The sequence below is a fragment of the Streptomyces sp. GESEQ-35 genome (assembly GCF_017948485.1).
In the GTDB taxonomy this organism is placed as follows: domain Bacteria; phylum Actinomycetota; class Actinomycetes; order Streptomycetales; family Streptomycetaceae; genus Streptomyces.
Genome location: NZ_JAFFSX010000053.1, coordinates 1 through 23,235 on the forward strand (window position 1 = coordinate 1; position 23,235 = coordinate 23,235).

Here is a 23,235-nt window from a genome sequence, read left to right on the forward strand (position 1 = left end):
ACACACAGCAGCCCTGGTGCGCAAGCCCGGCGCTCTGCCCGGGGCGACCGCGCTCGAACAGGCCAAAGCTGCCGGGAAGTTCACCCCGGTCCACGATGCGTGGTGGGCCGCGGTCTGCAAGGTCCGGGGCGACCGCGACGGCACCCGGGCGTTGATCGACGTGCTCCTGCTGGGCCGGCGCATCCCGCACGAGCACCTGGTGGCCGGGCTCGCGGCCACGTTGCGGGTGGGCGCGCTGACCGCGGACGCCGTCGCGCTGGAGGCCCGCAAGGCCCAGGAAGCCGACGACGCGGACACCACCCTGCCCGAGCCGGAGCCGCGGCGAGAGCCGACCGTCACCTTCCTGACCGCACGGCGGCTGGCCCATCTCCCGCCCGACACCCGGCCGCTTCCCTCACCGGCCCCCTACGACCAGCTCCTTGGCCGCACCCGCGGCACCACCGCTGCCAGTTAGGGAGAACAGATGCCATGAACGCCACCAGCCGCCGGATGAGCGAGCAGGCGGCCGAAACCGCCGTGGTCGGCGCGTGCCGGATGCTCCGGCTGCCCACCATCCGCGGGAAGTTCCCGGACCTTGCCGAGCAGGCCGCCCGCGAGCAAATGTCCTACCTCACCTTCCTCGCCGAACTGCTGCTGGCTGAGTGCGACGACCGGGCACGGCGTCGCTCCGAGCGCAGGATCAAGGCAGCTGCCTTCCCGAGGCAGAAGTCACTGCGGGAGTTCGATTTCGACGCCAACCCCAACATCGACCCCGCCGTCGTCCACACCCTCGCCACCTGCGAGTGGGTCAAGAAGGGACAGCCGCTCTGCCTCGCTCGTCCCGATGGTGCGGTCGCGTGTGTACGGCCCTTTCATCGGAGGAGTCTGCGATTCTCGGCAGGTCACAGCAAGTGGAAGGACGGACCACATGCGTCTGCTCGATAACCTCCAGGGAGGTCTGGCGAGGCGGTACCGCCAGATCGTCAACTCACCGGCGCAGGGCCTCGGTCGCGAGGTGAAGTACGCCGCTGACTGGATCGGCAAGCAGCCGCTCCTCACCGCGATCATCGCCGAAGCTCGTCACGTTGAGGAGCAGCCGCCCCTGACGGAGTGGCTGGGCCAGTGCGAGAACAGTGTCGGAATGGTCTGGCCGACGGAGACCGAGGCAGGCAGGGCCGTGCTCAGCTGGAATCTGCTGAGCGAACTTGAGTGGGCCGACCCCAGCAGCAACGGGCATTCACCGGGTAGGACGCGGCCTTAGCCCAGCGACCAGTAGGTCTGGAAGTGGTGGACGTTGTCGCTGTAGCCACCAAGCCAGCGCCCGTCGCCCTCGACATGGATCTTGAAGACGGCCGATGAAGTCTGCGCCTTGTTGTAGACGCGAGAGGTGTTGCACCGGGTGCTGCCGCCGGCCACGGACGAGACATTGTTCTTCCACCACTCGACCGGCTCGAAGCGATAGCCAGCCGTGTCGCAGTTTTCGGGGACGTAGACGGCCGTCATGTCGCCCTGGCTGTCCCTGTTGTAGTTGACGTTCTCATACAAGTACATCAACGCGACGGGCGCGGCCGCAGCGGTCTCGCCTCGGGCACGTGTCGTCGCCTGGTGGCGAATTTGCATCGTGGCCTTCGCTTCGGCCAGGGATGTGTTTGAGCACGCCTGTGCCACGACCGGCGAATTCTTACCGGCCGACGACTTGCCGAGCTGAACGGCGCAGTATTTGCCCTCGGGGGCGGCCGCACCGGCCACCGCCGGGCTCGCTAACAGAAGGACCTGCCCGGCCACTGCAGCGGCGGCCACAACGAATTTGTTGACCCGCATTTGTGCACTCCCCATTCAGATGGCTGGCGACGCGCAGCCCGCGCCGCACGTCAGAGGATGCAGGCATGGGCCCCTACTTGGCGTTACGGGTGAGCGCACAGGTCTTTAGTCTGCGTGCACTGTCGCGCACTGCTGGCGGTACTGGCGCGGGGAGAGGCCGTAGGCGCTGCGGAAGGCCTGGCTGAAGTGTGCGGGGCTGGTGAACCCCCACCGAGCCGCGATCACGTGGATCGGGCGGGCGGCCAGCTGGGGGTTGGCGAAGTCGCGCCGGCACTGCTCCAGGCGGCGTTCGCGGATCCAGCCGGCGACAGTGTGCCCGTCCTGCTGGAAGAGCTTGTGCAGGTAGCGCAGGGAGATGTGGTGCGCAGCGGCGATCACATCCGGGGTCAGGTGAGCATCGCCCAGGTGGTCTCGGATGAAGGCGTGGATCTGGGCCATCAGCGCGCGCTGGCGGGTGTGGGGTGGCACCGTGCTCTGGGTGTCCAACGCCTCTGCCAGTGCCGTGGTCAGCACATCGAGGGTGAGGGTGGACAGCCGGGCGGTCTCCGATGGACTGAGGTCGGGCATGTGCCGGGCCAGGTGCAGCAGGAACTGGGACGACAGCGCACCGATGCCCCGCTCACCTGGGATGCGCACCGCGGTCAGGCGCCTCAAGTCCTTCGAAGGTAACGGCAGCAGCGAGCGCGAAAAGTGCAGGAGCAGCACCCGGCTCACCGGAATATGCGGCGCATGCTCGACCTGGTACGGACGCGAGGTGTCGACCAGTACCAGATTCCCAACGCTCAGATCCGCGTGCCGGCCGTTCTGCGTCACCGTGCTGCCGCCGTTCACCGTGCAGGCCAGCTCGAACACCTCGGGATCGGCCCGCCGGATGAGCTTGGGCGTGCGGTGGGCCGAGTGCGGCACCACAGTCGCCAGCACAGCCTGCACAGGACCGAAGACGCTGAAACCGACGTGCGCCCAAAATTCGCTCTCCGCCTGCGAATCGCAGCGTAAGTCGTAGGGCACGTAGAGCTTCGAGTTCACCTCGCGCCAGTAGGCGAACCGCTCCCCCGCTGGGACCTCGGCAGTGCTGGCCACGTCCATGACCCACCATGGTGTCGCCGCTGCGGCGCCCGACACCAGCCTCGCACCGGACAGGCTCTCGAAGGCACATCCGACACTCCGAGACCCTGATCACCTGGGCGGCAGCCATCACCCTCATGATCCGCCGCCTGGCCCGGAAAGGCGCCACCCCAGCTGGCCAAGGAAACCGGCGCCGGCTGACGGCTAAGCCGTCCTCCCCACCCGTCAGGCTGGATCAGCCGGACAACCGGGCCATTAGCCCGGTGGCCTCCAGTTACGTCATACAAGCCGAGGAAGGGATCCATCATCACCACTACGACGGCGGTGCCGGGGATGGCCCATGTCCCTTCGACGGCCGGGCCGTCGGGGGTGAACTGCATCCTTACCCGATGGATCACCCGGCGCCTCCTTGCCGCCGTCCGCGGGGTTGGTGGTTCGACGCTGGGCGCCGGGCGGCGAGGGCTGCGGGGTAGAGCATTCCGTGCCCGAAGCGGGCGCGGTCGGCGACGGCTTCGAGCGTGAGGGGCTTGTCGTCGCCGGCGTCCAGGGTGAGCTGCCGGGTGGCCTGGGCCGCGGGCTGGAGGCTGTCGCCGCGCAGCGTGATGCTGCGGACTCTCGCGCGTTGCAGACCGAGGGACTCGTACAGCGCGTACGCGGTGCGCGCCAGGAGCAGGGTGTGGTGGGTGGGTTCGGGCAGGGTGCGGCTGCGGCGGGTGGCGCTCTGGTCGGCGTAGCGGATGGTGCAGGTCAGGCCTCGGGCGATCTGCTTGCTGCTCGGGCTCCGAGGTCGTCGGCCAGGGCGAGCAGGGCGCGCCGGTGCTGGGCGGGATCGAGTTCGTCGTGGGGGAAGTGGTGTTCTGCGCTGATGCTCGCCGCGACGGGGGCGGGGTCGACGACGGCGGTGTCGCGGCCGTGGGCTCGCTCGTGGAGGGTGCGGCCGGCGCGGGCTCCGAGCAGGCGCTGCAGGGTCAGCACGGGGACGTCGGCGATGTCGCCGATGGTGTGCAGACCGTACTCGGTGAGCGTGGCTGTCATCGCTGTGCCGATGCCGGGCAGTTCGCGGACGGGGCGGGGCTGCAGGAACGCTTCGATCGCGTCGGGTGTGTCCTCGATGACGGTCCGCTGGCCGGGCGGGGTGAGGGCGGCGGCCATGGCGGCGAGCATCGGGTTCGGCGCGGCCGCCGCCGAAGAGCGCACCCCGAAGTAGGCCAGGGCCCGGAGCTGGATGAGTTCGGTGATGCCGCGGGCGTCGCGGTGCCAGAACCGCAGGGCGCCCTTCTTAGGCAGAGTTCGTTGTCTCAATGCGACACGTGTCGCAGGCGCTACGTCACCCGTACGTGTGTTGCTGACTGCTGTTCAGCGGGGGATACGCGGGGCGGCGGCGGAAGGCCGCTATATCCTTCCCCATACCGACGATGAGATCTCCCTCGGCCGTGAGGGCGACAGCTCGAGCACCTGGCGCTGCCAGGAACCCTGCGGGCTTGCCTGTACGTAGGTTCCACACCCGCACCGTGTCGTCGGGAGGGGCACTGGTGATGGCGACAGGGGTGCCGTCCACCACCGCGCACGCCACCGACGTGATTTCACCCGTGTGGCCGGTGAGGAACGGAGTGAGCGGGGTGCCAGTGGCCAAATCCCATACCCGTACCGTCCCAGCGCGACTGGCGGTGACGGCAGCCGGGACGCCGTCCACCATCGCGCACGCCACACCAGACAGACCTGCGTGGGCGCCTGCCCGCTCCCGGTGGCCGACCAGGTATTGGTGGCCAGCCGGGAACTGCCTGAGCAAGGTTCCGGAGGCCAGATCCCACACCCGCACCGTCCCGTCGGCGCGGCCGGCGGTGACGGCAACCGGGACGCCGTCCACCACGGCGCACGCTACACCTGCTACGCCCTCCACCCGACTGGTGCAGCCGGTGAGGGGCTGCCCGAACGGAGTGCCGGCGGCCAGGTCCCACACCCACACCGCGTTATCTCTTACATACGCGGTGATGACGACCGGGGTGCCGTCCACCACCGCGCACGCTATCGACGCGACTTCGCTGGTGTGGCCGGTGAGGATCGGAGTGAGCAGGGTGCCAGTGGCCAAATCCCATACCCGTACTGTCCCGATGTCGGCGGTGACGGCAACCGGGTTGCCATCCACCACCCCGCACGCCACCTCCGTGACTACGCGGGTGTGGCCGGTGAGGGGCTGCCCGAAGGGAGTGCCGGTGGCCAGGTCCCACACCCACACCGTGTCGTCGTGGGGGGCGCTGGTGATAGTGACCGGGGCGCCGTCCACCACCGCGCACGCTATCGACGGGAACGTAGTCTGGCCGACCAGGGACTCCCGGGGCTGCTGCGACAGCAGGGTGCTGGTGGCCAGCTCCCATACCCGCACCGTCCCGTCGGCGCGGCCGCCGACGGTGACGGCAACCGGGATTCCATCCACCACCCCACACGCCACCTCCTCAACGACGCCAGTGTGGCCGGTGAGGGGTTGTCCAAGCGGGGTACCAGTGGCCAGGGCCCACACCCGTACTGTTCCGTCCTCGCCGCCGGTGACAGCGATCGAGGTGCTGTCCATCACCATGCACGCCACCGCCGTGACTGCGCCGGTGTGGCCGGTGAGAGGTTGCCCGAACTGGCTTCGTAGGTGTTCGTTGACTCCGTTTGTAGGTGAGTTCTGACTCCACCTGGCGGCCGGAGGGTCTCGTTTGGTAGGTGAGAAGTGACTCCACTTTGGGAGGTGCCGGCCCACGGCGCACCGGGCCGTCTGCGTGGCGTCAGTCGTGACGTGCGAGCTTGGCCGAGGAGACGAGCAGGATCACGGCCAGCACGGGGATGAGCACCAGGTCCGAGAACACGCCGACCAGCAGGCCCCCCAGCACCGCGAAGCTGCCGTCCCGGCTGTATCGGGCGAAGGCGACCAGCATGGTCGGCAACGACACCAGCAGGGACAGACTCCCGGCCGTCTTGATGTCCGCGGCGAACAGCAGCACGATCGTCGGGATCAGCAGCTCGCCGCCGGCCACGCCCATGATCGCGGCGACCACCCCGATGCCGAACCCGGCGACCACGCCCAGGGGCACTTGCGCCCACAGCGGCAGCGACAGCATCCCGACGGTGGTGAGGTGAGTGACCGTGGCCATCGAGAAATGGGACAGTATTCGGGAACTGCGGGCGTGGCTGCGCAAGGTCGCGCACCGCTGCTATCTGCGTCAGACAGGCCAACGGGAAACCCCATACGACCCAGTGCCCGATCGCCCGGGCGGCAGCAGGGGACGCTGTCCAGCGCCGACGGAGACACCCGTCCTGTCGACACCTCCTGGCCGGGCGCCGCGGCCGCGACCGGCCGGTACACCGCCCCCCGCCGCTGACCCACGGGCGGGCGCCGCACCCTGTACCGGGTCGTCCCGGCCCGCTCACTGCTGCTCCAGCGTCGTGGGCGGGCCGGTCAGCGCAGATCAGGCGGTCACGCTGCGGCCAGGAGTGCCAGGACCCCAGCGCGCCGCCCGATCACGCCGCTGCCTTCCGCTAATAGGTGTGCGTGCACGTGTCGTTTCCGACCGTCGTGCAGGCGTAGGCGAACAGGCCTGCGTCGTTGACCATGGCCGTGTACGAGTGATAGACGGGGCTGTTCCAGAACTCCGCCCCCGAGCTGCTGTGGATGGACACGTAGTCTCGGCCGCCGCCGCTGATACGCCCCCACGCCGCCCGGCAGGTCGGGCTGTACCGCAGTTCGAGCTTCCTGCCGTCGATGTACTTGGTGTCGGGGGAGAAGGCATCGGCAGCACACCCGGTCGTTTGCGGGTCCTGCCCGTGGCAGGATTGCGCGTAGCAGGTGGCCGCGGACCGCTTGGCCTGACCGTCGTCCTGCGCGGAGGCAGACGGGGCCACCGCCAAAGCGGCCAGCGTCACGCCGGAAAGCGCCAGAGCACCGAACAGTCTGCTCATTAGACTCCCTTTCACTCGGATGGTGCGTCGGTAGCCGAGGTATACCGCCACCGGTCCGGGACGGGTCCCGGAACCACCGGACGCCTTCGTCCGGCTCTGATCCTGTGCGGCGCGCACGAGTGCGGCCCCCTGCGCCGCGGACACGCAGGCCGCAGCCAAGCGCCGGGCCGCCGGCCGCTGCCCGCCTCCACGACGGCCAGGTCCCGCACGCCGCCGTGGCCGGCCAGACCCTCGAGAAGGGCCGGACATGGTCGTACCTGATGAGCGGGAGGACTCCTGCTGGGGCAACCGAGGACACCCCAACCCGCGTGAAGGACCCGGGGCCGTCAACGTCGCGCTCTACGCCACGGCGTCCGTCGACGCGGTCGTCGCCTCCCACCCCGAGGTCGGCTGGGAGCATCTGCGCGCGGTGGGGAAAGGCCGGCGCTCCGCTGGCATTGCTGCGCCCGGCCGTCCAGAAAGGCGGCCAGGGCGCGGCGTTGTTCTTCCTCGCGGGCGATCTGCCGGGCGAGGGCGTCGCGGTCGATGTACAGGTCGACGGCGGCGAGGACCAGGCGCCGGAGTTCGGCCGGCTCCAGCGCCTCGCGGGGTAGGTCATCCGGCTTCTTCGCCAAACCAACGATCATCACACCGATCAGACACGGGGATAGGGAATCGCCAGCCCATCCGTCACAGAACGTCACAGATCACCGGATCTGAAACAGCTTCTGAGCCTTTTCCAACCTCGTGCAGATGATGGGGCCTTGGGCTGACAGCGCGGTAAAGCCTCTGGTAGATGGGTTTTCGACCAAGAGAACCGTCTCCACCAGAGGCTTCGCATGCTTGTCTACCCGTCCGGGATCGACGTGTCCGGCTCCGCCCTGCGCTTCCTGTCCGCCCGGCTGCGGGACCATCGCCGGCAACGCGGCACCCGCTGGCGGCGGCTGAGCCCCGGTCGTCAGGCCCTGCTGACGCTCGTCCACCTGAGGTGCGGGCATACCTACGCCCAGCTCGCCGCCGGGTTCGGCGTTGGGACCACCACCGCCTACCGGTACATCGCCGAGGCCGTCGAGGTCCTCGCCGCCCTCGCACCGCCCCTCGCCGAGGCGATGAAGACCGCCTGCCCCAAGGCATTCGTGATTCTGGACGGCACGCTGCTGCCGATCGACCGGATCGCCGCCGACCGGCCCTTCTACTCCGGGAAACACGAGCTGGAGTGCACTCCGAAGGCCGCCATCCACTGATCGTGGACTTCGGCCGGGACCGGTCCCCACGTCCGTCCATAGACTGGTCGATTTCGGGCAGCGGGCGGCCGGAGAAGAGCAGTTCTCCGAACGGAGATCAGGTGGTTGGGGTGTCGCTCAGAAACTTATGGATCCTGGTGGTCGCGGTAGTGGTTGGCCTGCTCGGCCTAGTTGGCGTGAGCGTCCTGGTCACGGAGCCGACGCAGGAGTCGGCGCAGGAGCCCTCCCGTAAGGCTGCCCCGAAAACTCCGTCCACCAGCGCCGCACGGTCCGCCACGCCTGCCCCCTCGCCCTCCACCATCGACGGCTGCGGCTACCTCTTTGACTCCGAATCACCGGTTGACTTCCCCAACCCGAAGGCCCCGGACTACGCCGGACCCGGGCCACACCTGGCCGTGGCGGACACGGAAGCGGACTCACCGGAAGGGCTGGAGGAATTTCGTCTTCACACGATCGATCTGCCGAACGAGTGGCAGCCATGGCATAAGAAGAGGACGTACGAGACTGATCCCGCACGCGCGGAACTTCTCATCTGCCAGACCAAGGCGCACCAGCGCAGCGACACACGGGTCACTCGCTGCGACGACGACGGAATCGGATGGGATGTGTATCCGGTCACGTACACCTTCGAAGTGTATGAAATGAAGACCGGCCGCAAAGTGAAGACCCTCACGATCCGCAGCGACGAACCTCATACCGACTTCTGCCCGGGCCCTACCCAGTGGTTCTTGGGCCATGCCCCCGATATAGGGCAGCACATCAAGGACGAGACGCTGCAACGCCGACTGCGGCCACTGATCATGGGCCCCGCCCGTTGACCTCCCAGGTGAAGTTATGGGGCATCGTTATCCTGCCTTTCGGTGTGGCGGTCAGGTCATGGCAGTGGATCTACAAGTATTCGGCGGCTCCCTGATTTCGGTAACCGGCGAGCCGCCTCACATTGAGCGCTTTTCATACTCAGTTTGAGCAGGGGTAAGCAGCTTGTCGCGCACGGCAGGCCACTCGTCCGCAAGGACGCTGTAGTACAGCGAGTCAGATGAGCGCCGGGACGGGGCTTGCCGACCAGGCGGCGGTGGAGGGCAGTTTCCGACGGCAACTGGCCTGGGAGATCGTCGGCCTGACGGTCATCGGCCGGTACGGCGATCGTCGTGACCTCGACCAACAACTGCTCCCGTCAGGCCTCGACCATCCCTGGCAGAGGGACCGACCGGCGGCCCATTCCGCAGCTATGGATAACCGAGATCACCAGTACTCGTCCAGGCCCTCGGCCGGTCCTCGAAGGTGGCGATCGCCAAGTACGCGTGGAGTGGCCGGGAACGCCTGGGCCTGCTCAGGATCCGCGACGATGTGATCGTTTTGCACGGAATGCGCTGGCCGGACGAGGTCCGCGATCCCTCCGAGCTGCTGCCGCCCGCGGTTCAGCTGTCCGATCAGGAGGTTGACCAGGCGCTGGCCCTCATCGACCGCATGACCACGGAGACACTGCAAGGCCCTGACTTCACCGACCACTACACCGAGGCCCTGCAGCAGGTCCTTGACGCCAAGCGGGAGGGCCACGCCCTGCCGGAGGCTCCGACACCGGAGAAGGAACCGGGCCAGGTACTCGACTTGATGGCGGCGCTGAAGGAGTCGGTGACCAAGGCGAAGGCGTCGCGCGGCGAGGGCACCGATGCCGAGGTCCACGGCCTGCCACCGAAGAAGACCGCGGCCAGGAAGGGAACAGCGAAGAAGCAGTCGGCAAAGAAGGCTGCCGCGAAGAAGACCACGGCGAAGAAGACGTCGGGGCGTCGGCCGCGCACCGCGTGACGAACCGCGTCCTCCAGCAGCAGCGGGAGCTCGTTTGGGAGGGCCTGCGCTCCTACTCAGGAGGGCAGGGCGGTGCGCTTGAGTTCCTCGAAGGCCCACATCGACTGCTCGTCTTCGATCGGCCCCATGCGCTGTTGCAGTTCGTCGCGGACGCGGGGCAAGTTCAGGGACCAGTACGTCAGTTGCCCGCTGATCAGCCGGTCGAGGAACCGCAGCGGACGGCGGCTTGCCATGCCGCCGTCCTGGATGGCGCGGCGGCCGGCGTAGAGCCGCTCGAAGCACCACAGCAGGGTGAAGTAGGCGGTCCGGACGTCGGGGAGGTCGTCGTCACACATGGAGTTGGGAGAGTGCAGCAGGGTTCCCAGCAGGTCGCGGGCTTTCGCCACCTCGCCGCTTGTCAGGTCGGCGTGGAGCAGACGGGCCAGGTCGAAGTCCCCGTGCCGACTCTGCCAGTAGAACACTGCTATCGACGTCGACAAGGACACGATCGAGATCACGAGCGTTACCGCTTCAGTCACGCGCGTGACCTTCCCCGCGCCGACGCCGACATGCTCTTGCCGGCCGTCTGCTGCCGGCCCGTGCGGTCTTCGGCCGCGCGTGAACTGGGTGCAGCCGCGGCTGTGTCGGCACTCTCATGGTCCGGCAGGTGACGGCCGGTGCCGTGGTCAGCTGCTTGGGGCCGCGGGTGGAGGCTTGCCAACCACGGTCCGGCTGAACGATCGTGAGCCGGTGACCGACCCGAGTCCCGCTCAGCGACGCATCGTTGCCGGAGCCCGCAACGCGGCACGCATTCTGGCCTTCGGCGGTCTCCTGGCCGTCGCCGTCGTGCTGACCCGTCTCCTGGCGGGCGGCCAGTCCGTCCAGGTGGCCTCGGTCTCCGTGCCGGTCGACCGGATGTGGCTCGTCTTCACCGCGCTGACGGTCGCTCACGTGTTCACGGCCCGGTTCCTCGCCGCCTACATCGAGAAGTATCTGGACCAAATGCCGTCGCCCATGCGTGCGGGCTGGGTGTTCGATGAGATCACGACCGAGGGAAACGTCTTTGTCCACGGGCTGATCTCGCGTGCCGTCTCCCGACGTCGACTCACCTTCGTCCACCGGATGTCACGCCATGATCCATCCGCCTGGGTGGCTCGGGGCGCCGGCATCCTGCTCGTCATTGCGGTCCCGCCATGGTGGTGGGGCAGGTCCGGGCTCCAATGGAGCGGGGACGGCTGGCTGGTGACCCTCGCGCTCGTACTGCCGCTCGTCAACTGGTGGGCGGGCAGCAAGTGGCTGATCAGCCTGTCCCGGCTGGAAGACCTCCGGAACCGAGTGGAGAGATCGGCACAGGATCCCGTCGACGAATCGGACATCGACGACCTTAAGCGCTTGCGGGTTTGGCTTGTCCCCGTCCGCCCGCGCGGATCGTTCGAGCAGAGCATCAGCACCTTGCTTCGGTTGGCCGAGCGCCCTTTGCCGATCGATGACACACAGGCTCAGCCGCCGGCACGCTCCCGCCCAACCGGCCCGCGTCCCCCGGTCGAATCTCTCACGACCTCCCAGCGGGTCAGCATCGCCATCACGTACCTCATCCTGCGGGCTTCCTTCCCCGAAGCGGACCTGCCCGCGGATCCATGGTTTGTGACGGACGCCGAGCGCTCGATCTACCAGTCCGATTGGGCACAAGATCGGTTCCAGGTGGGGTTGGTCCGGCGCCGTTGGACCGAGATCGAGCTCTCCAACTGACCGCCAGGTTGCTCGGGTGGGGGTTGTTTCTGATGGATCCAGGGTGTGCGGTCGGCGATCCCCCACTCTGCCCCTGGGCCTTGAAGTAGGGACCGCTGCGGCCCGAACTGCGTGGCCGGTGCACCGGATGCGCCGGAGGCGTGAGCGGGCCTGGACCCTGATGGCGCCTCGTCCCGGTCGGGGGTGCAGGACACCAGCGTCCGCACGCCGGCCGTCCATCTCACCCTGCTGCGACTTTTCGAGATAGGTGACACCGCGATGGTGGACTGGCCTGCGGGTTCTGGTCGGTCCTGATCGCTCTACTTGACACTGGAAGGTCGTTGTTTGTTGACACCTTCGCCTGTTTTTCGGTCCAGTTGACACCAGTTTCGAAGGTCGGCGCTGCGGTGTACGCGCTTGGCGCTTCCCTGGTGGGGGGAGGTACGTCCGGGAGCGCGTCCACGACGGTAGCGGCGAGGAAGACCAGCCGACTCGTCCTGTGCTGTGGTCTCACCAATGCAGCTGGGACGCACTGCTTGCTCCGGTCTCGGTGTCCGAGGGGAGGATCGGGCTCGATCTGGCTCCGGGGTGGAAGCAGCGCTGGTCGGTGACCTGGCGGACGCACCGGCCTCCGAGCGGGGATGCGGCCTTCGACCGCGTCAGCTGCGCAGGGAGTCCACCCGTACGCAGCCCTTACCCTCGACGCAGATACTGATCGAGACCGGGATGTTCTCGGCGATGCTGGTGTTGAACCAAAAATCGCCGTTCGTATTGAGCTGGGCTTCCTTGAACATGCGCCATTGCCCGCCCACGACAATCCAGGACGTGAAGGACGCCTTCCTGTTAGTCCTGTTGGAGAACCAGTAGCGCTCGCTCCTGGCCTTGAATTCCACCCGCGCTGAGCGATCGCTGCTGACATGTGTGTTTTGGACGTCGCCGCTGACGCCCCCCGCGTCGCCGTCTGTGGGGAACCGGTGACACGAGCCATACCAGCCGTTCGGCGTCGAGTTGTAATTGCAGTCCACGAGCTCTGCGTGCGCCGGACTCGCCACCATCAGCGGCAGGGCAACAGCAGCGGCGACCGCGGCCACACTCGCGGTGCGCCGAATCTTGCGTGTCCTTGATGTCACAAACACTGGTTTCCTCCGGAATGTTCGGTTCGAGCTACAGGACAGTCGTGGAATGGCGTCCGCCTCGCCCCGTGACCGAGAAGCCCAGGGGCGAGACATCGGCCTGCGCATTACAGATAGCGACCTTGCCTCTGGGGACAGAGACAGAAGTCCGGGACCAAGCCGAGCACCGGCGTTTTCGCCCATGGGCGCCACACCCCGCCGGGCACACCGGAGCTGTCGCCTGCTGTTGCGGTTGCTGCTGTGCCTGCAAGGGCGCTGGCGAGTATGAATGTGATGGTTGCGGCGCGTGCTGCGGCTTTCGCATTGTGCTGGTCGATCGTGCTGGTCCCCGGCGACGCTAGACCCCCGCCGAGGCGCGGCGAAGGAGTTTCGGGCATGCCCGAAACACGAACTGTCCCCCCCACTTCCGGGAAGTGGCGCGGCGTGGCTCGCCACGCGGCGGACGGAGACGGGGCGGGGCAGGGCTCCGTCGTTCTCGCGACCGGTCGGGAATGAGCACGTGAGTCCGAGGGCGGTCGGCGGCCGGGTCATGTCCCGCCCGTGGTGGCGCAGGCCCCCGGCGATGTTGTCCCATCCGGCCAGGCGGAGCGCGCCGATGGCCAAATTCCGCAGGGAGGCCATCGCCCGGGGCGCGTTGCCGGTCCGCACCCGCGAGGCATCCTCCCCGAACGTCACGTCCCTGACATGGCGCTCACGATTCTCGATTGCCCAGTGCCCGCGTACGCGTTCCGCCAGGTCAGCGGCTGTCGCCTGGTGAACCGTCAGACTGGTGACCGCGTAGACGCGTTCGAGCGACACCTTGCCGGTGCGCACCGTGCGCCGCCGGCGGACGATCTGCAGCGCCTGGCCGGCGTGCGGGAACGGCAGCCGCGGCACGGCGACGGCCTTCAAGGGATCGAAGAGTTCCTCGCATGGTGCCGTACTCCTTGTCTGCGCCGGCTTCCCCCGGGGCGGCGCGCACCCGTTGCCGGCGCAGTCCAGCCGACACCTCTCACCGTGTAACGGTCGACGGCGACGCCGACCTCGCCTCTGCGGATGGTCACCACCGCCGACGCAGGCCGCGCGGTGAAGGGGCCGAAGGCCACTGCACTGGGCCACGACACCGGCCAAATAGGAAAGAAACGACTCACGGCTCGGCGAACTGCGCGCCTCGCATCGTGTCAGGCTGTCCCTGCGCTACGGGCCCGATCACACGATCTTCGCCAGAGCCGAATTACGTGACCGTCGACACCACCGGCTTTGCGCCTTGAGGACATGATCACGATTTAGTGAGTGACAATTCCGGCGAATCGTATGCCGCGTCAATCGCGCCGCTGAACTTCCGCTGAGAATCGTTCAATGGAACAAACGACCGGCGGAGTCGAGCAGGCCAGGCCCGAGGTCGGCCATACCGTACGGCTTGGGATGTCGGCTTCATCAGCAGGTTCTCAGTGCGCCGTGATGACGGCGACAACGGTCACCATCAGCGTGACGGCCGCCAGGGCGGCGCCGATCGGGGGCGCCCACGCGGGGTTGCGGTGCACGACGTAAGCGATGCCGCTGGCGAGCAGCAGGCCGACCAGGACCAGGAGCAGGACGACGAGCAGGGCGAGCGTTGACACGGGCAGTCCTCGGTGGTCGGGGTAACGGGGGTCGTGGGCCCGGCAGCTGGCAGCGAACAGGCCCTCAGGGACGGCCGTCCGACGTCAAAGTGTGTCCGCAGCCTGGGAGTTCGGGGGCTCTGGTGATCAGCTATGGGCGCCCGCTGGCGCTCACAACGCCTAAGGGTGTTGCACCGAATGCACGCGCCCGTTGCAGGGGCGTTGCGGGGCAGGTCCTGGCCGTCGCCGGACGAGACCACCCTGGGTGCATCGTGCCGTGCAGTCGCGCCTCCCGGGCCGTCCCCTGCGCGTACCGCCAGCGCCCCAGCGACCACACCGCGAGGGCGAGTCGGAACAAGTTCGCCATGGAAAGCCTCCTCGAGTTGCGGCTCGGCACCAGCCAGCCATGGCCGGACCCTGCTCGACCCGATCCCGGACAGCCGTGCGCTGTTCAGGACACGCCGATGCCGTCCAGAACACGGCGTGCCCGTTGGACCAGAGCTCAGCGTGACCGGTGAACTGGTCGACTGCCGCACAGCGTTGACGGCAGTGGGAGAAGAGGAGCGAGACGCTTGAGCGGGCACGAGCACGGGGACTCATGGCGGGAGATGCGGCGGGACCTACGGTCCCTGCTCACAGCGGCGGGGGTGCCCATGCGGCAGATTGGCCCCGCTTCGCAGGCCGCCGGGTACACCGGACCGCTCACCAGCCTGTCGACGATCTCCAGCTACCTGAAGGACGTCGAGCAGCCCATCGGCACCGACACCGTCATCCTGGAAGGCCTGGTGACCCAGCTCCTGGCGCTGATCCCGCCGCGCAACGGCGATGCGACCCTGCGCCTGTGGACAGATGCGCGCGAGTGGAAACTGCGGTGGGAGACGCTCAGGGACACACCACAAAGCGGCGCCCATGGTCCGCTGTCGCTCATGACGGCCCCCATGCAACTGGGCCTGCTCACGGGCTGGGACGGTGCCGGCGACGCTGTGCTTCTGTCGGAGGATGCCGAGGCATCCTGGCTTGGCCACCCACGTCTCGTGCGACTTGCGAACGTCGTCGGTGAACTGCAGCAGCTGGGGCTTCCCGTGGAAGCCCACCGGATCGCGCGGATCCTGTTGGATGCGGCGGCCGAGTTGTTCCCGCCGCAGGGGGAACAGATGTTGGCCGCGCGTCACACGGCCGCGTACTGGACTGGCGAGGCCGGTGATGCCGCTGCGGCCCGCGCCGAGACCGAGACACTGCTCACCGACTGCCTGAGCGCACTCGGTGCCGGTCACACCCTCACACACCTGGCGCGCCTGCGACTGGCCGTCTGGGAGGAGCGGTGCGACCACACTCTCCAGGCACGCCGGCTCTTCCGCACCTGCGCCGATGCCCCCGACGCCCCGGACCGGCTGCGGCTGCTGGCCCGCCTGGGCGTGGCCCGCTCGCTGCGCGACGTCGACGAAGCTGTGTCGGCCGGACAGGTGGAGAACCTGCTGCACGATCTCGAAGACGCCTACGGTGTGCGACATCCGGTGCTTCTGGCTGCACGCCTTGATGCCGCATGGGCACGCTATGAACCGGCGATGGACTCCGCCGACGTCCGAGGCGTTGTCGAAACGCTCAAGGCGGAGGCCGTCGACGCGCTGGGCAGCGATCACCCCGTCACCTTGCGGATCCGCACCAGCCATGTCCTCATCACTGCGGGAGAGTCGATGCTCGACGCTGATCTCGTCGAGCGGCTGGCCGACGATGCACGGCAGGTACGCCGCGATGTCCAACGGGTGTGCGGAGGGGGCGAGCCCTCCGTGTTCAACCTCCGGGCCGTGGAGACGACATGCGTCGCTCAGAGCGACCCGGAGCAGGCCCGCATACTTCAGGAATCCTTGGTGGAGGAGGCACGGAAGCAGCTTGGGGACCGGCATCGGGTCGCCCTGGGCGTCCAGTACCACTTGGCGTGGACGACACACCGGTACATCGGTGCGGATGCGGCACGCTCCTTGTATGAGCAGTGGCTGTCCGAGGCCACCGCGGTGCTGGGCGCGGACAGCCGTAGCGTTCTAGCTGGCCGCCATGCACTCGCAATCTCTGTCGCCGTCAGCGAAGGAATGAAGGCAGCGCGCCCCCTGTACGAAGAACTTCTGGCCGATCAGACACACCAGTTGGGCGCAGACCATCCGCAGACACTGCTCACACGCGTTGGCTACGTGGTCCTTGTCTGTGAGGTCGAGTCCCCAACGGAGGCTCTCGCCCTGGCCGAGTCCCTGCTCGCCGACCAGATCGGCGTGCAAGGCCAGGAACACTGGAGGGTCCTGCTTACTCGCCGCATCATCTGCCACTACCGAATGCTTCTGGAGGGCACAGCCGCCGTATTGCCAGCGTACAGCGAGCTGCTCGCCGACTACGTCCAGGCCTTCGGTGTCGATCACTACGATGCCCGCAGGCTACGAGCACGCCGAGACAAGCTCCAGGCCGGGCTGAAACAAGCGTCGAAGTACCGACGGGCCTGTGCGAATCGTCCCGACTGGGCGGGCTCGGGACCCGCCGCCCCTCTGGTCGTCCGGGCAGCCCTGGCCCGTGCCGTGCTCGATACCGATGGCCCCGCTGCGGCGCTGCCGCTCTACGCAGAACTGCTCCCCGAACTCGAACGCGTCCGCCTCGGCGGCCAGGAAACCGTCGACGCACGGCAGATCCTCGAAGCCCACAGCCCGGACACGAGACCGCGCCACTGACAGAGCGACGGGCTGATACCCGACGTTGCCGCGCCTGGGCTGACCCCGACCCCCAGGCGCGCCGAGGCGCGTAGGGCCTCGCGTGCCGCACCCCGCCGCCACAAATGCGAGTGCCCGCCCGCGCCGAAGCCGGGATCATGAGTCCATGAACGACGAGGACACCCCCGGCGCAGAAGAAGAAGGCGGCGACGAAGACTTCGGCCAGGAAGCGGAGCCGCAGCAGAGCGGCGGCGACATCGGCCTGTCCGGATTCCTGGAGTCGATCAGGCGGACCTCGGCCTGGCTCAACTCCATCGACAGGCAGTTTGAGCCGGTCCGCCGCCAACTCCGCATGGTCGAGTCCACACGTCGCTCGATCCTCGACGCCATGGGACCGGCCAACGCGGCCTATCGGGCGGCCCTGGACACCCAGCGCCAGTACCAGGCGATCGCCGCGCCCGTCCTCGCGCTCCAGAGCGAACTGAGCGCTATCCACGACTGGCACAGCCGCATCAACGACGTCGTGCGCAGCGTGTCGCTGCCCCGCGCGCTGCTGGACCAACTCGCGGCGGCGGCAGGGCTTTTCCTGCCCGCGAACCTCATCGGCGTCGACTCCGAGGAGCTCCACACGATCCTGGACCTGAGTGAGGAGGACGGGCTGTCCCTCGCGTGGGCGCCACGGACTCGGATCGTCAAGGCCCTGCTTCTCCTCAGCACGCGCAACGAGCGCTACGCCCTCCTTGCCGAGCACCGCGACGACGTTCTCGACGACATCGACGCCAGTCTGCAGATCGTCACCCATCCCGATCTCACCGGCGTGGTCACGCTCCTTAGGACTGCCACCCGCACCGCGCGGGCCAGCTTCGCCGAGGGCGCCCAGGCACTGGCAGGCAACGTGCTGGACACCACGCTGAAGCGTCAAGGCAAGGCCTGGATTCGGCGTTCCTTCCCTCAGACGACGTACCCGAAGGCCGGGCATCACGGCACCATCACCAGCGCCCTGGACGAGGCGGACGGCTGGGGCGACCTCACGCTGCTGCAGTTCAAGCACTACCTGGTGCTGGCGGGTATGCGGAACGCCTTCGCGCCCGGCGACGCCCAGGACACTTTCAACCGCCACCTAGGAGCGCACGAGGCCTCGCCCGACACCTACCGTCCGGAGTTCGTCCTGCCGGCGATCCTCCTGGCCCACGCGCTGCTACGGGCGCTGAACCAGGACCTCGCGCACCCCGACGACCAGGAGGCCGGCGCGTAGTCGGTCCCGACGTCATCGCTGTTTGGGGTCCTCGCGGGCCCGCCACTCCCGGCGGGCATACTCGCGTACGGCGTCGCGCTCCGACTCCGTGCAGCCCTCCCGCAGCGGCGGCGGTATGTCGCCGGTCCGGCTCGTGCCGTGACGCAGGTCGTGCTCCGCGAGATGGCTGGCGACACTGGAGGCGTCGGTGCGCAGCTCATCCGCTTCGTCCGGCCCGCCGGGCTCCTCCTGGTAGGGCAACGGCAAGCGGCCGCCCGGCGGGCGGCACAGGGCGAGCGCGTCCACGACGACTGCCGTCTCCAGCAGGTCGTCGCGGCACTCCATCGCCTGCAGGCCCAATGCGGCCCTTTGTGCCGCGCCATCTGAAGGAAGGAACGCCGGATTCACAGGCCGCCAGATCTTCCAGAGCGTCTGGACCAGCCCGCCGAGCAGGCGTTGCTCACCGCCGTGCCGTCGGCCTGACCGCACCGTCACGTCGTGTCGTCGCCGGTGGGGGCAGGTGAGCGACGGTAGTGGTCCAGGGCTGCAGCGTGCTCGTGGTACGGAATGCGTGGGAGCCGGGAGACCAGGGACCACATCGTGCGCTCGGCGGCGAGTTCCTTGGGGATATCCAATCCGAGCGATGCGGCCAAGGGGTGCCGTCCCACGTTGACCAGGGCCCTCACGGCAGCCGCCCATTCATCTGTGGCGCTGACGGCGCAGCGGTACCACACGGGAACAAGGGCGGTGAGGACAACTGCGGTAGTTGCTGCGGCTGGCGCGCCGACGGCAGCGGAAGTGAGGGTCACCGCCGCGGCGAGCAGTACGGCGAGGTGGCCGTAGAGCAGGCAGACGAAGAAGTCGACGCTTGTCCGGGCGGTGTCGACCTGGCGACGCGCCTGTTCCGGGGCGGTGGCGGTCAGCTCGTTCCACAGGAGCTGCGAGTCGAGCTGAAAGCGGTCGTGGGCGTAGACCTCAAATCGGCGGATTGCGTTGCCGAGCCGGGTTGGCGCGAGGTGGCCGTCGCCGACGGGGTAGCGGGCGAGACGCTCTTGCAACAGCGCCCGGCGGGTGACGGTGCTGCGCTGATCAAGCTTTCGATGCCGGGCCAGGTGCGGGCTGTGGCGCAGGAGCATGAGGTCCGCGCTGTCGACGGCCGTCAGGCCGGCGTCGGCGGCGCGGCGTTCGAGACGCATGAGCAGAAGCCGGTCGGTCAGGCACCGCCTGATGGCCTGATGGCGTCGGCAGCCGTATTCGTACACGCCCGACGGCCACAGCAGGTAGCCCTCCAGGATGCGGTAGAGGGGGTTCTGCAGAGCGTTGAGGACCAGGCCCAGCATCAGCGAGGTGGTGAGAAAGGCCAGCGCGCCGCGTCCTTCGGCCAGGCTGGCTGCGTGCTCGAACGGCGGGACCGTGCGAAGGCCGGGCAGCAGAGTCGTGGTGAGCACGGCGAGGTTGAGTGCGGTGGGCAGCACCCACCCGACCAGCAGGCTCCAGGCGCCTCCCAGCGCCCCCTTGGCGATATCTCCCATCAGGCGTCAGCGTCGCGCTCAGAAGGAGTGCCCGCGCGTCGATCAGCAGCCGAACTACGGCCTGTCCAAGGTGCCAAAGCGTCGGCCGCAGCCGTACGGCGAGTAGCCATCGGGACCGGAGAGCCAGCCGGCGGGAGCGGCGGCGGAGGCGGCCACTCATCGTCGTCTGGGGCAGGCGAAGGCCCAGGTGAGGTGTGCAGGGTCCCGCCGCCCGCGGCGCGGCGAGCGCGGTAGGCGGCGCGGTAATTGGCCGGGGACGCCCCCAGCTGGCGGCGGAAGTGGCCGCGCAGGGCCACCGGTGAGCGGAAGCCGCACAGTTCGGCGATCTCGTCGAGCGAGTACTCCGACGTCTCCAGGAGGTACTGCGCCTTCAGAACCCGTTGTGTGATCAACCACTGGCCTGGGGGACTTCCGGTGAGCTCACGGAAGCGGTGGCTGAAGGTGCGCCGACTCATGTAGGCACGCGTGGCGAGGTCCTGCACGTCGATCTGTTCGTGGAGGTGCTCCAGCGCCCAGGCGACGACCTCGGCGAGCGGATCGGCGCCGATCTCCTCCAATGAAGATCGATCGAGGTAGCGCTCCTGACCGCCGCTGCGGCGCAGCGGGACCACCAGGCGCCGGGCGAGCGCCCCGGCCGCCTCGTTGCCGTGATCCGTCCGCACGATGTGCAGGCACAGGTCGATGCCCGCGGCCGTCCCGGCCGAGGTCAGCACGTCGCCGTCGTCCACGAACAGCTCCCGCGGATCGACGTGCACCGACGGGTAGCGCTTGGCCAGCGTCGGCGCGTACATCCAGTGCGTCGTCGCGGGACGTCCGTCCAGCAGGCCCGCGGCAGCCAGGGCGAACACCCCGGTATTGAGTCCGACGATGCGGGCGCCTTCCTCGTGCGCCCGGCGCAGTGCGTCGAGCGCTTCCTCCGGTGGCGGCGAAGTGATCGAGCGCCAGGCCGGCACGACGACCGTGCCCGCCCGCGAGATCGCTTCCAGACCATGCGGCGCGGTGAGCTCCAGGCCCCCCGTGGTCCGCAGCGGCCCGTCCTCGCCGCCGCACACCAGCAGGCGGTAGCGCGGCACGCCGGCGTCCTGACGGTCGATCCCGAACACCGACAGCGGTATGGAACTCTCGAAGACGGGGCCGCCGCTGAACAGCAGCACCGCGACGATCTCCTTGCGGCGTCGCCCGGAAAGCTTCCGGGCCGCGACATCCGGAGGGCTGGAAGTCGAGGCTCTTGGGGCCGCCGGCCCGGAGGGCACCCGGGTCGTGGCGGTTCGCTGCCTGAATGCTTCGAGCGGCCCGGAATCCGGGGCGGCCGACAGGAATTGGTTTACCAAATGGCGCAGCGGGGTGCTTGCACCGGGCCTGCCGCGAAGGACACGACGCAGGCGCATACGCAATTCGGCTTCCACATCGGCAGCGGTGTCCTCCTCTCCATGATCGAGGGCGAAGAGCAGGTCGCTGCGGGCCCGGTCCAGCTCGTGCCCGACCTCGTCCGCGCGAGCCTCGCTGCCGGATTCGTTGTCGGCGAGGAACGCCACGAGCGCCTCGCGGACGAGCGGCCAGGAATCTTCCCGCATGCACTGCGCCAGTTGAGCCGCACTGGCCGCGACGAAATCCTTCAACGCGCTTCCCCCGGTTCCATCAGCAGGTTCCAGCAGCCCGCACGCTGCCGGACACACGGTAGGAGCTTGTGCCCAACTCTGCACACCTGTGCCGGACTTGAACCTTCCTGAGTCCCGGCGCCCGTGCACGAAGAGTTGGCCGAAACTTGCTGCACAAAGAAGGTTGGAGTTGATGCACAGTTGGGCACGCAAGGTGTTGCAGAAGAAGTGCAGCACTAGATGCGAAGTGAGGAATCCACGTTGGGCCACGTTCTACCACTCGCCAACGGCCTGCGCACCGACCACCCGGTGCCTGGCCTACCGTTCGTCGACGACTCCCACCTCCCCCTCGACGAGGGGCCCGAGGCCATCGAAGCCGTCGGCCGCCACGAGGCCAGCGGCATGTGGGGGCGCTTCGACCTCAACCGCCAGAGCGGCGGCTGGCACGCCTTCACCACCGACCCGCTCCAGCACACCCTGGGCTGGTCCGTCCGCTCCCACCCCGAGCACGGGCGAACCGTGCTGCTGATGAGCGACGAGGAGACACCCTCCCTGCACAGCGACTGGGCGGGGGACGCGCTGCTGTTCCGCGCCGGCGGCTACTGGTGGGACGGCACCACCTGGTACCGGCCCGGACAGGTCTGGGACCCCGTCGAGCAGGACTACGAACGGCGCAAGTCCCGCGCCGCGCTCACCGTCAGTGCCACCGACATGCTCGACGGCCGCGCCGGCCCCGACCGCGCCTACATCGGCAAGGTCACCACCTTCGACCGTGAAGCGCCGGCCCCGGACAACTGGCTCGACCACCTGGCGCTGTGGGCCAGGCACCACCAGGAGCAGGGCGACGCCCGCCCCCTGGACAAGTGTGTGGTCGACGTCGCCAGCCCCGAGCTGACCGGCGCCCAGCTGCTCGGCGTGCCGGAGGTGGCGGAGCTCGGCGGCATCACCGCCTCCACGCTGCGCGCCTACATCTCACGCCGAAACAGCGAAGTGCCCCAGCCGCAGGCGGCGGTAGGCGGCCGCGACCAGTGGGCGCGCGCCGTAGCCGACGACTGGGCAGAGGCCCGCCAGCGCTCCCACGAAGGCATCCGGGCCACCATGTCCGCCGGCGACCGCGACGATCTCTCCCCCGGCGCGGCCGCCGTACGCGACCGCTTCGCCGCCGATTTCCACAGCACCCTGTGGGGTCGGCCGGACGTGCGCAAACGGTGGGTCCTGCGCCAGCGCAACGAGGCCTCCGTACGCGAGATCTCCGACGCGCTCGCCTGGAGCGTCGCCGTCAGCCTGGACCGCATCCTGCCCACCGACATCCTCGGCCCCACCATCGAAGGCACGATCCTCAACGACTTCGCCGAGTCCATCGAACTGCACGAGCACGGCAAGAACACGAGGAAGGGGACGCGGAAGGACCCGTCCTGGAACCACCTCAGCCTGACCATCCCGGTGGCGAAGATGCTGGACTGGTACATCCGCCACCACCCCGAATCCGCCTACTGGTACATCGGCGAGATCATGCGCAAAGCCAACAACCGGTGGGACATACCGCCCACAGAGACCCTCCGCACCCTGCGCCAGGCACTCTCCCTCGACGGCGAGCTGAGCAAGGAGGCACGCGACACGTACTTCGCGCTCCTCGCACCACGCGAGGACATCGACGACTGACCCACCCGCCAGAAAGCGGGCGAGCTGCTCACCGGCAAGTGGGCCAATTTGAGGGCGCTGCACGGGGCCGAGGCTTGGCCTGACAAGGCACCGTTGCGAGCGGGAGTCTCCGCCATGGGTCTCGGCGGGATCAAGACGCACGTTGTGCTGGAGAAGACCGGACCCAAGTAGCGCAGGACCCTCAGTCGATGGTCCGGGGCGACCAGAGACATCCCCGGACCCAGCGGGTGCTGCATCGCCGCCTGGGCAGGGGCCGCGCAGCCGCG

20 protein-coding genes and 5 pseudogenes are annotated in these 23,235 nt (G+C 68.4%); 11 read left to right on the plus strand and 14 right to left on the minus strand.

Annotation, left to right across the window (positions count from 1 at the left end; translation table 11 throughout):
• The 3 genes and pseudogenes from KCH87_RS47705 to KCH87_RS47715 all read left to right on the plus strand — a co-directional run.
• A pseudogene (locus KCH87_RS47705) lies at positions 1–454 on the plus strand (IS21 family transposase); the annotation flags it as partial.
• A gap of 14 nt (positions 455–468) precedes the next feature.
• Positions 469–828 (plus strand): annotated as a pseudogene (locus tag KCH87_RS47710) (ATP-binding protein); the annotation flags it as partial.
• Between the two features lie 79 nt (positions 829–907).
• Positions 908–1,240, plus strand: a complete 333-nt coding sequence (locus KCH87_RS47715) for a hypothetical protein (RefSeq protein WP_210594291.1) — start codon at positions 908–910, stop codon at positions 1,238–1,240.
• On the opposite strand, the gene KCH87_RS47720 is transcribed toward KCH87_RS47715, so the two are convergent.
• The 8 genes and pseudogenes from KCH87_RS47720 to KCH87_RS47745 all read right to left on the minus strand — a co-directional run bounded on the left by KCH87_RS47720 (position 1,237) and on the right by KCH87_RS47745 (position 6,804).
• Entirely contained in the window at positions 1,237–1,800 is a 564-nt protein-coding gene (locus tag KCH87_RS47720; protein WP_210594292.1) for a hypothetical protein, read from the minus strand. The genes KCH87_RS47715 and KCH87_RS47720 overlap by 4 nt on opposite strands.
• Before the next feature lie 105 nt (positions 1,801–1,905).
• Positions 1,906–2,886 (minus strand): helix-turn-helix domain-containing protein, encoded by a 981-nt coding sequence (locus KCH87_RS47725; RefSeq protein ID WP_210594293.1) that lies wholly within the window; start codon positions 2,884–2,886, stop codon positions 1,906–1,908.
• 373 nt (positions 2,887–3,259) lie between these two features.
• On the minus strand, positions 3,260–3,628 hold the full coding sequence (locus KCH87_RS49875; protein WP_308299093.1) for a hypothetical protein: 369 nt from the start codon (positions 3,626–3,628) through the stop codon (positions 3,260–3,262).
• Complete coding sequence (locus tag KCH87_RS49880) at positions 3,613–4,167, minus strand: hypothetical protein (protein WP_247197906.1); 555 nt, start codon at positions 4,165–4,167, stop codon at positions 3,613–3,615. The genes KCH87_RS49875 and KCH87_RS49880 overlap by 16 nt, the downstream gene beginning before the upstream one ends.
• A gap of 25 nt (positions 4,168–4,192) precedes the next feature.
• Positions 4,193–5,302: a hypothetical protein gene (locus KCH87_RS47735; protein ID WP_247197907.1), complete on the minus strand. Its 1,110-nt coding sequence runs from the start codon at positions 5,300–5,302 to the stop codon at positions 4,193–4,195.
• An 87-nt stretch (positions 5,303–5,389) separates the two neighbouring features.
• Positions 5,390–5,608, minus strand: a pseudogene (locus KCH87_RS50915) (hypothetical protein); the annotation flags it as partial.
• A 25-nt stretch (positions 5,609–5,633) separates the two neighbouring features.
• Positions 5,634–5,999, minus strand: a complete 366-nt coding sequence (locus KCH87_RS47740; RefSeq protein WP_247197908.1) for a hypothetical protein — start codon at positions 5,997–5,999, stop codon at positions 5,634–5,636.
• Between the two features lie 385 nt (positions 6,000–6,384).
• On the minus strand, positions 6,385–6,804 hold the full coding sequence (locus tag KCH87_RS47745; RefSeq protein WP_210594296.1) for a DUF2690 domain-containing protein: 420 nt from the start codon (positions 6,802–6,804) through the stop codon (positions 6,385–6,387).
• Positions 6,805–7,241: 437 nt separating this feature from the next.
• Between KCH87_RS47745 and KCH87_RS47750 the strand changes: the two genes are divergently transcribed.
• From KCH87_RS47750 to KCH87_RS47765, 4 genes and pseudogenes are all read left to right on the plus strand, one after another.
• Positions 7,242–7,397 (plus strand): hypothetical protein, encoded by a 156-nt coding sequence (locus KCH87_RS47750; RefSeq protein WP_210594297.1) that lies wholly within the window; start codon positions 7,242–7,244, stop codon positions 7,395–7,397.
• A 225-nt stretch (positions 7,398–7,622) separates the two neighbouring features.
• Positions 7,623–7,994, plus strand: a pseudogene (locus tag KCH87_RS47755) (transposase family protein); the annotation flags it as partial.
• 143 nt (positions 7,995–8,137) lie between these two features.
• Positions 8,138–8,845, plus strand: a complete 708-nt coding sequence (locus KCH87_RS47760; protein ID WP_210594298.1) for a hypothetical protein — start codon at positions 8,138–8,140, stop codon at positions 8,843–8,845.
• A gap of 442 nt (positions 8,846–9,287) precedes the next feature.
• Positions 9,288–9,833 (plus strand): annotated as a pseudogene (locus tag KCH87_RS47765) (Ku protein); the annotation flags it as partial.
• A gap of 56 nt (positions 9,834–9,889) precedes the next feature.
• Here KCH87_RS47765 and KCH87_RS47770 read toward each other — a convergent pair.
• Positions 9,890–10,351, minus strand: coding sequence for a hypothetical protein (locus KCH87_RS47770; protein WP_210594300.1), 462 nt, complete (start codon positions 10,349–10,351; stop codon positions 9,890–9,892).
• Between the two features lie 79 nt (positions 10,352–10,430).
• Between KCH87_RS47770 and KCH87_RS47775 the strand changes: the two genes are divergently transcribed.
• Positions 10,431–11,561, plus strand: a complete 1,131-nt coding sequence (locus KCH87_RS47775) for a hypothetical protein (protein ID WP_210594301.1) — start codon at positions 10,431–10,433, stop codon at positions 11,559–11,561.
• Positions 11,562–12,199: 638 nt separating this feature from the next.
• Here the strand turns inward: KCH87_RS47775 and KCH87_RS47780 are convergent.
• Together KCH87_RS47780 and KCH87_RS47785 are read right to left on the minus strand one after the other, a co-directional pair.
• Positions 12,200–12,631 carry a hypothetical protein gene (locus tag KCH87_RS47780; RefSeq protein ID WP_210594302.1) on the minus strand — a complete coding sequence of 144 codons (432 nt, stop codon included), beginning with the start codon at positions 12,629–12,631 and terminating at the stop codon, positions 12,200–12,202.
• 1,469 nt (positions 12,632–14,100) lie between these two features.
• Positions 14,101–14,274, minus strand: a complete 174-nt coding sequence (locus KCH87_RS47785; protein WP_210594304.1) for a hypothetical protein — start codon at positions 14,272–14,274, stop codon at positions 14,101–14,103.
• Positions 14,275–14,906: 632 nt separating this feature from the next.
• On the opposite strand from KCH87_RS47785, the gene KCH87_RS47790 reads away from it, so the two are divergent.
• Together KCH87_RS47790 and KCH87_RS47795 are read left to right on the plus strand one after the other, a co-directional pair.
• Positions 14,907–16,964, plus strand: a complete 2,058-nt coding sequence (locus KCH87_RS47790) for a hypothetical protein (RefSeq protein ID WP_210594306.1) — start codon at positions 14,907–14,909, stop codon at positions 16,962–16,964.
• Positions 16,965–17,109: 145 nt separating this feature from the next.
• On the plus strand, positions 17,110–18,198 hold the full coding sequence (locus tag KCH87_RS47795; protein WP_210594308.1) for a hypothetical protein: 1,089 nt from the start codon (positions 17,110–17,112) through the stop codon (positions 18,196–18,198).
• Positions 18,199–18,210: 12 nt separating this feature from the next.
• On the opposite strand, the gene KCH87_RS47800 is transcribed toward KCH87_RS47795, so the two are convergent.
• Genes KCH87_RS47800 through KCH87_RS47810 form a run of 3 tightly spaced genes read right to left on the minus strand, consistent with a single transcriptional unit; the run spans position 18,211 to position 20,962 of the window.
• Positions 18,211–18,672 (minus strand): hypothetical protein, encoded by a 462-nt coding sequence (locus KCH87_RS47800; RefSeq protein ID WP_210594310.1) that lies wholly within the window; start codon positions 18,670–18,672, stop codon positions 18,211–18,213.
• The gene (locus tag KCH87_RS47805; RefSeq protein WP_210594312.1) at positions 18,669–19,709 is read right to left on the minus strand and encodes a hypothetical protein; all 1,041 of its coding nucleotides are present in this window, start codon (positions 19,707–19,709) and stop codon (positions 18,669–18,671) included. Before KCH87_RS47805 ends, KCH87_RS47800 begins: the two co-directional genes overlap by 4 nt.
• Entirely contained in the window at positions 19,709–20,962 is a 1,254-nt protein-coding gene (locus tag KCH87_RS47810) for a helix-turn-helix domain-containing protein (RefSeq protein WP_210594316.1), read from the minus strand. Before KCH87_RS47810 ends, KCH87_RS47805 begins: the two co-directional genes overlap by 1 nt.
• Before the next feature lie 585 nt (positions 20,963–21,547).
• Here KCH87_RS47810 and KCH87_RS47815 point away from each other — a divergent pair.
• Positions 21,548–22,969, plus strand: coding sequence for a hypothetical protein (locus KCH87_RS47815; RefSeq protein ID WP_210594314.1), 1,422 nt, complete (start codon positions 21,548–21,550; stop codon positions 22,967–22,969).
• Positions 22,970–23,235: the final 266 nt, after the last annotated feature.

Bases quoted from the DNA above. Each gene is read 5' to 3' on its own strand.
- KCH87_RS47715 (WP_210594291.1), top strand. From the start codon at position 908: ATGCGTCTGCTCGATAACCTCCAGGGAGGTCTGGCGAGGCGGTACCGC.
- KCH87_RS47720 (WP_210594292.1), bottom strand. From the start codon at position 1,800: ATGCGGGTCAACAAATTCGTTGTGGCCGCCGCTGCAGTGGCCGGGCAG.
- KCH87_RS47725 (WP_210594293.1), bottom strand. From the start codon at position 2,886: ATGGACGTGGCCAGCACTGCCGAGGTCCCAGCGGGGGAGCGGTTCGCC.
- KCH87_RS47740 (WP_247197908.1), bottom strand. From the start codon at position 5,999: ATGGCCACGGTCACTCACCTCACCACCGTCGGGATGCTGTCGCTGCCG.
- KCH87_RS47745 (WP_210594296.1), bottom strand. From the start codon at position 6,804: ATGAGCAGACTGTTCGGTGCTCTGGCGCTTTCCGGCGTGACGCTGGCC.
- KCH87_RS47790 (WP_210594306.1), top strand. From the start codon at position 14,907: ATGCGGCAGATTGGCCCCGCTTCGCAGGCCGCCGGGTACACCGGACCG.
- KCH87_RS47795 (WP_210594308.1), top strand. From the start codon at position 17,110: ATGAACGACGAGGACACCCCCGGCGCAGAAGAAGAAGGCGGCGACGAA.
- KCH87_RS47805 (WP_210594312.1), bottom strand. From the start codon at position 19,709: ATGGGAGATATCGCCAAGGGGGCGCTGGGAGGCGCCTGGAGCCTGCTG.
- KCH87_RS47815 (WP_210594314.1), top strand. From the start codon at position 21,548: ATGCGAAGTGAGGAATCCACGTTGGGCCACGTTCTACCACTCGCCAAC.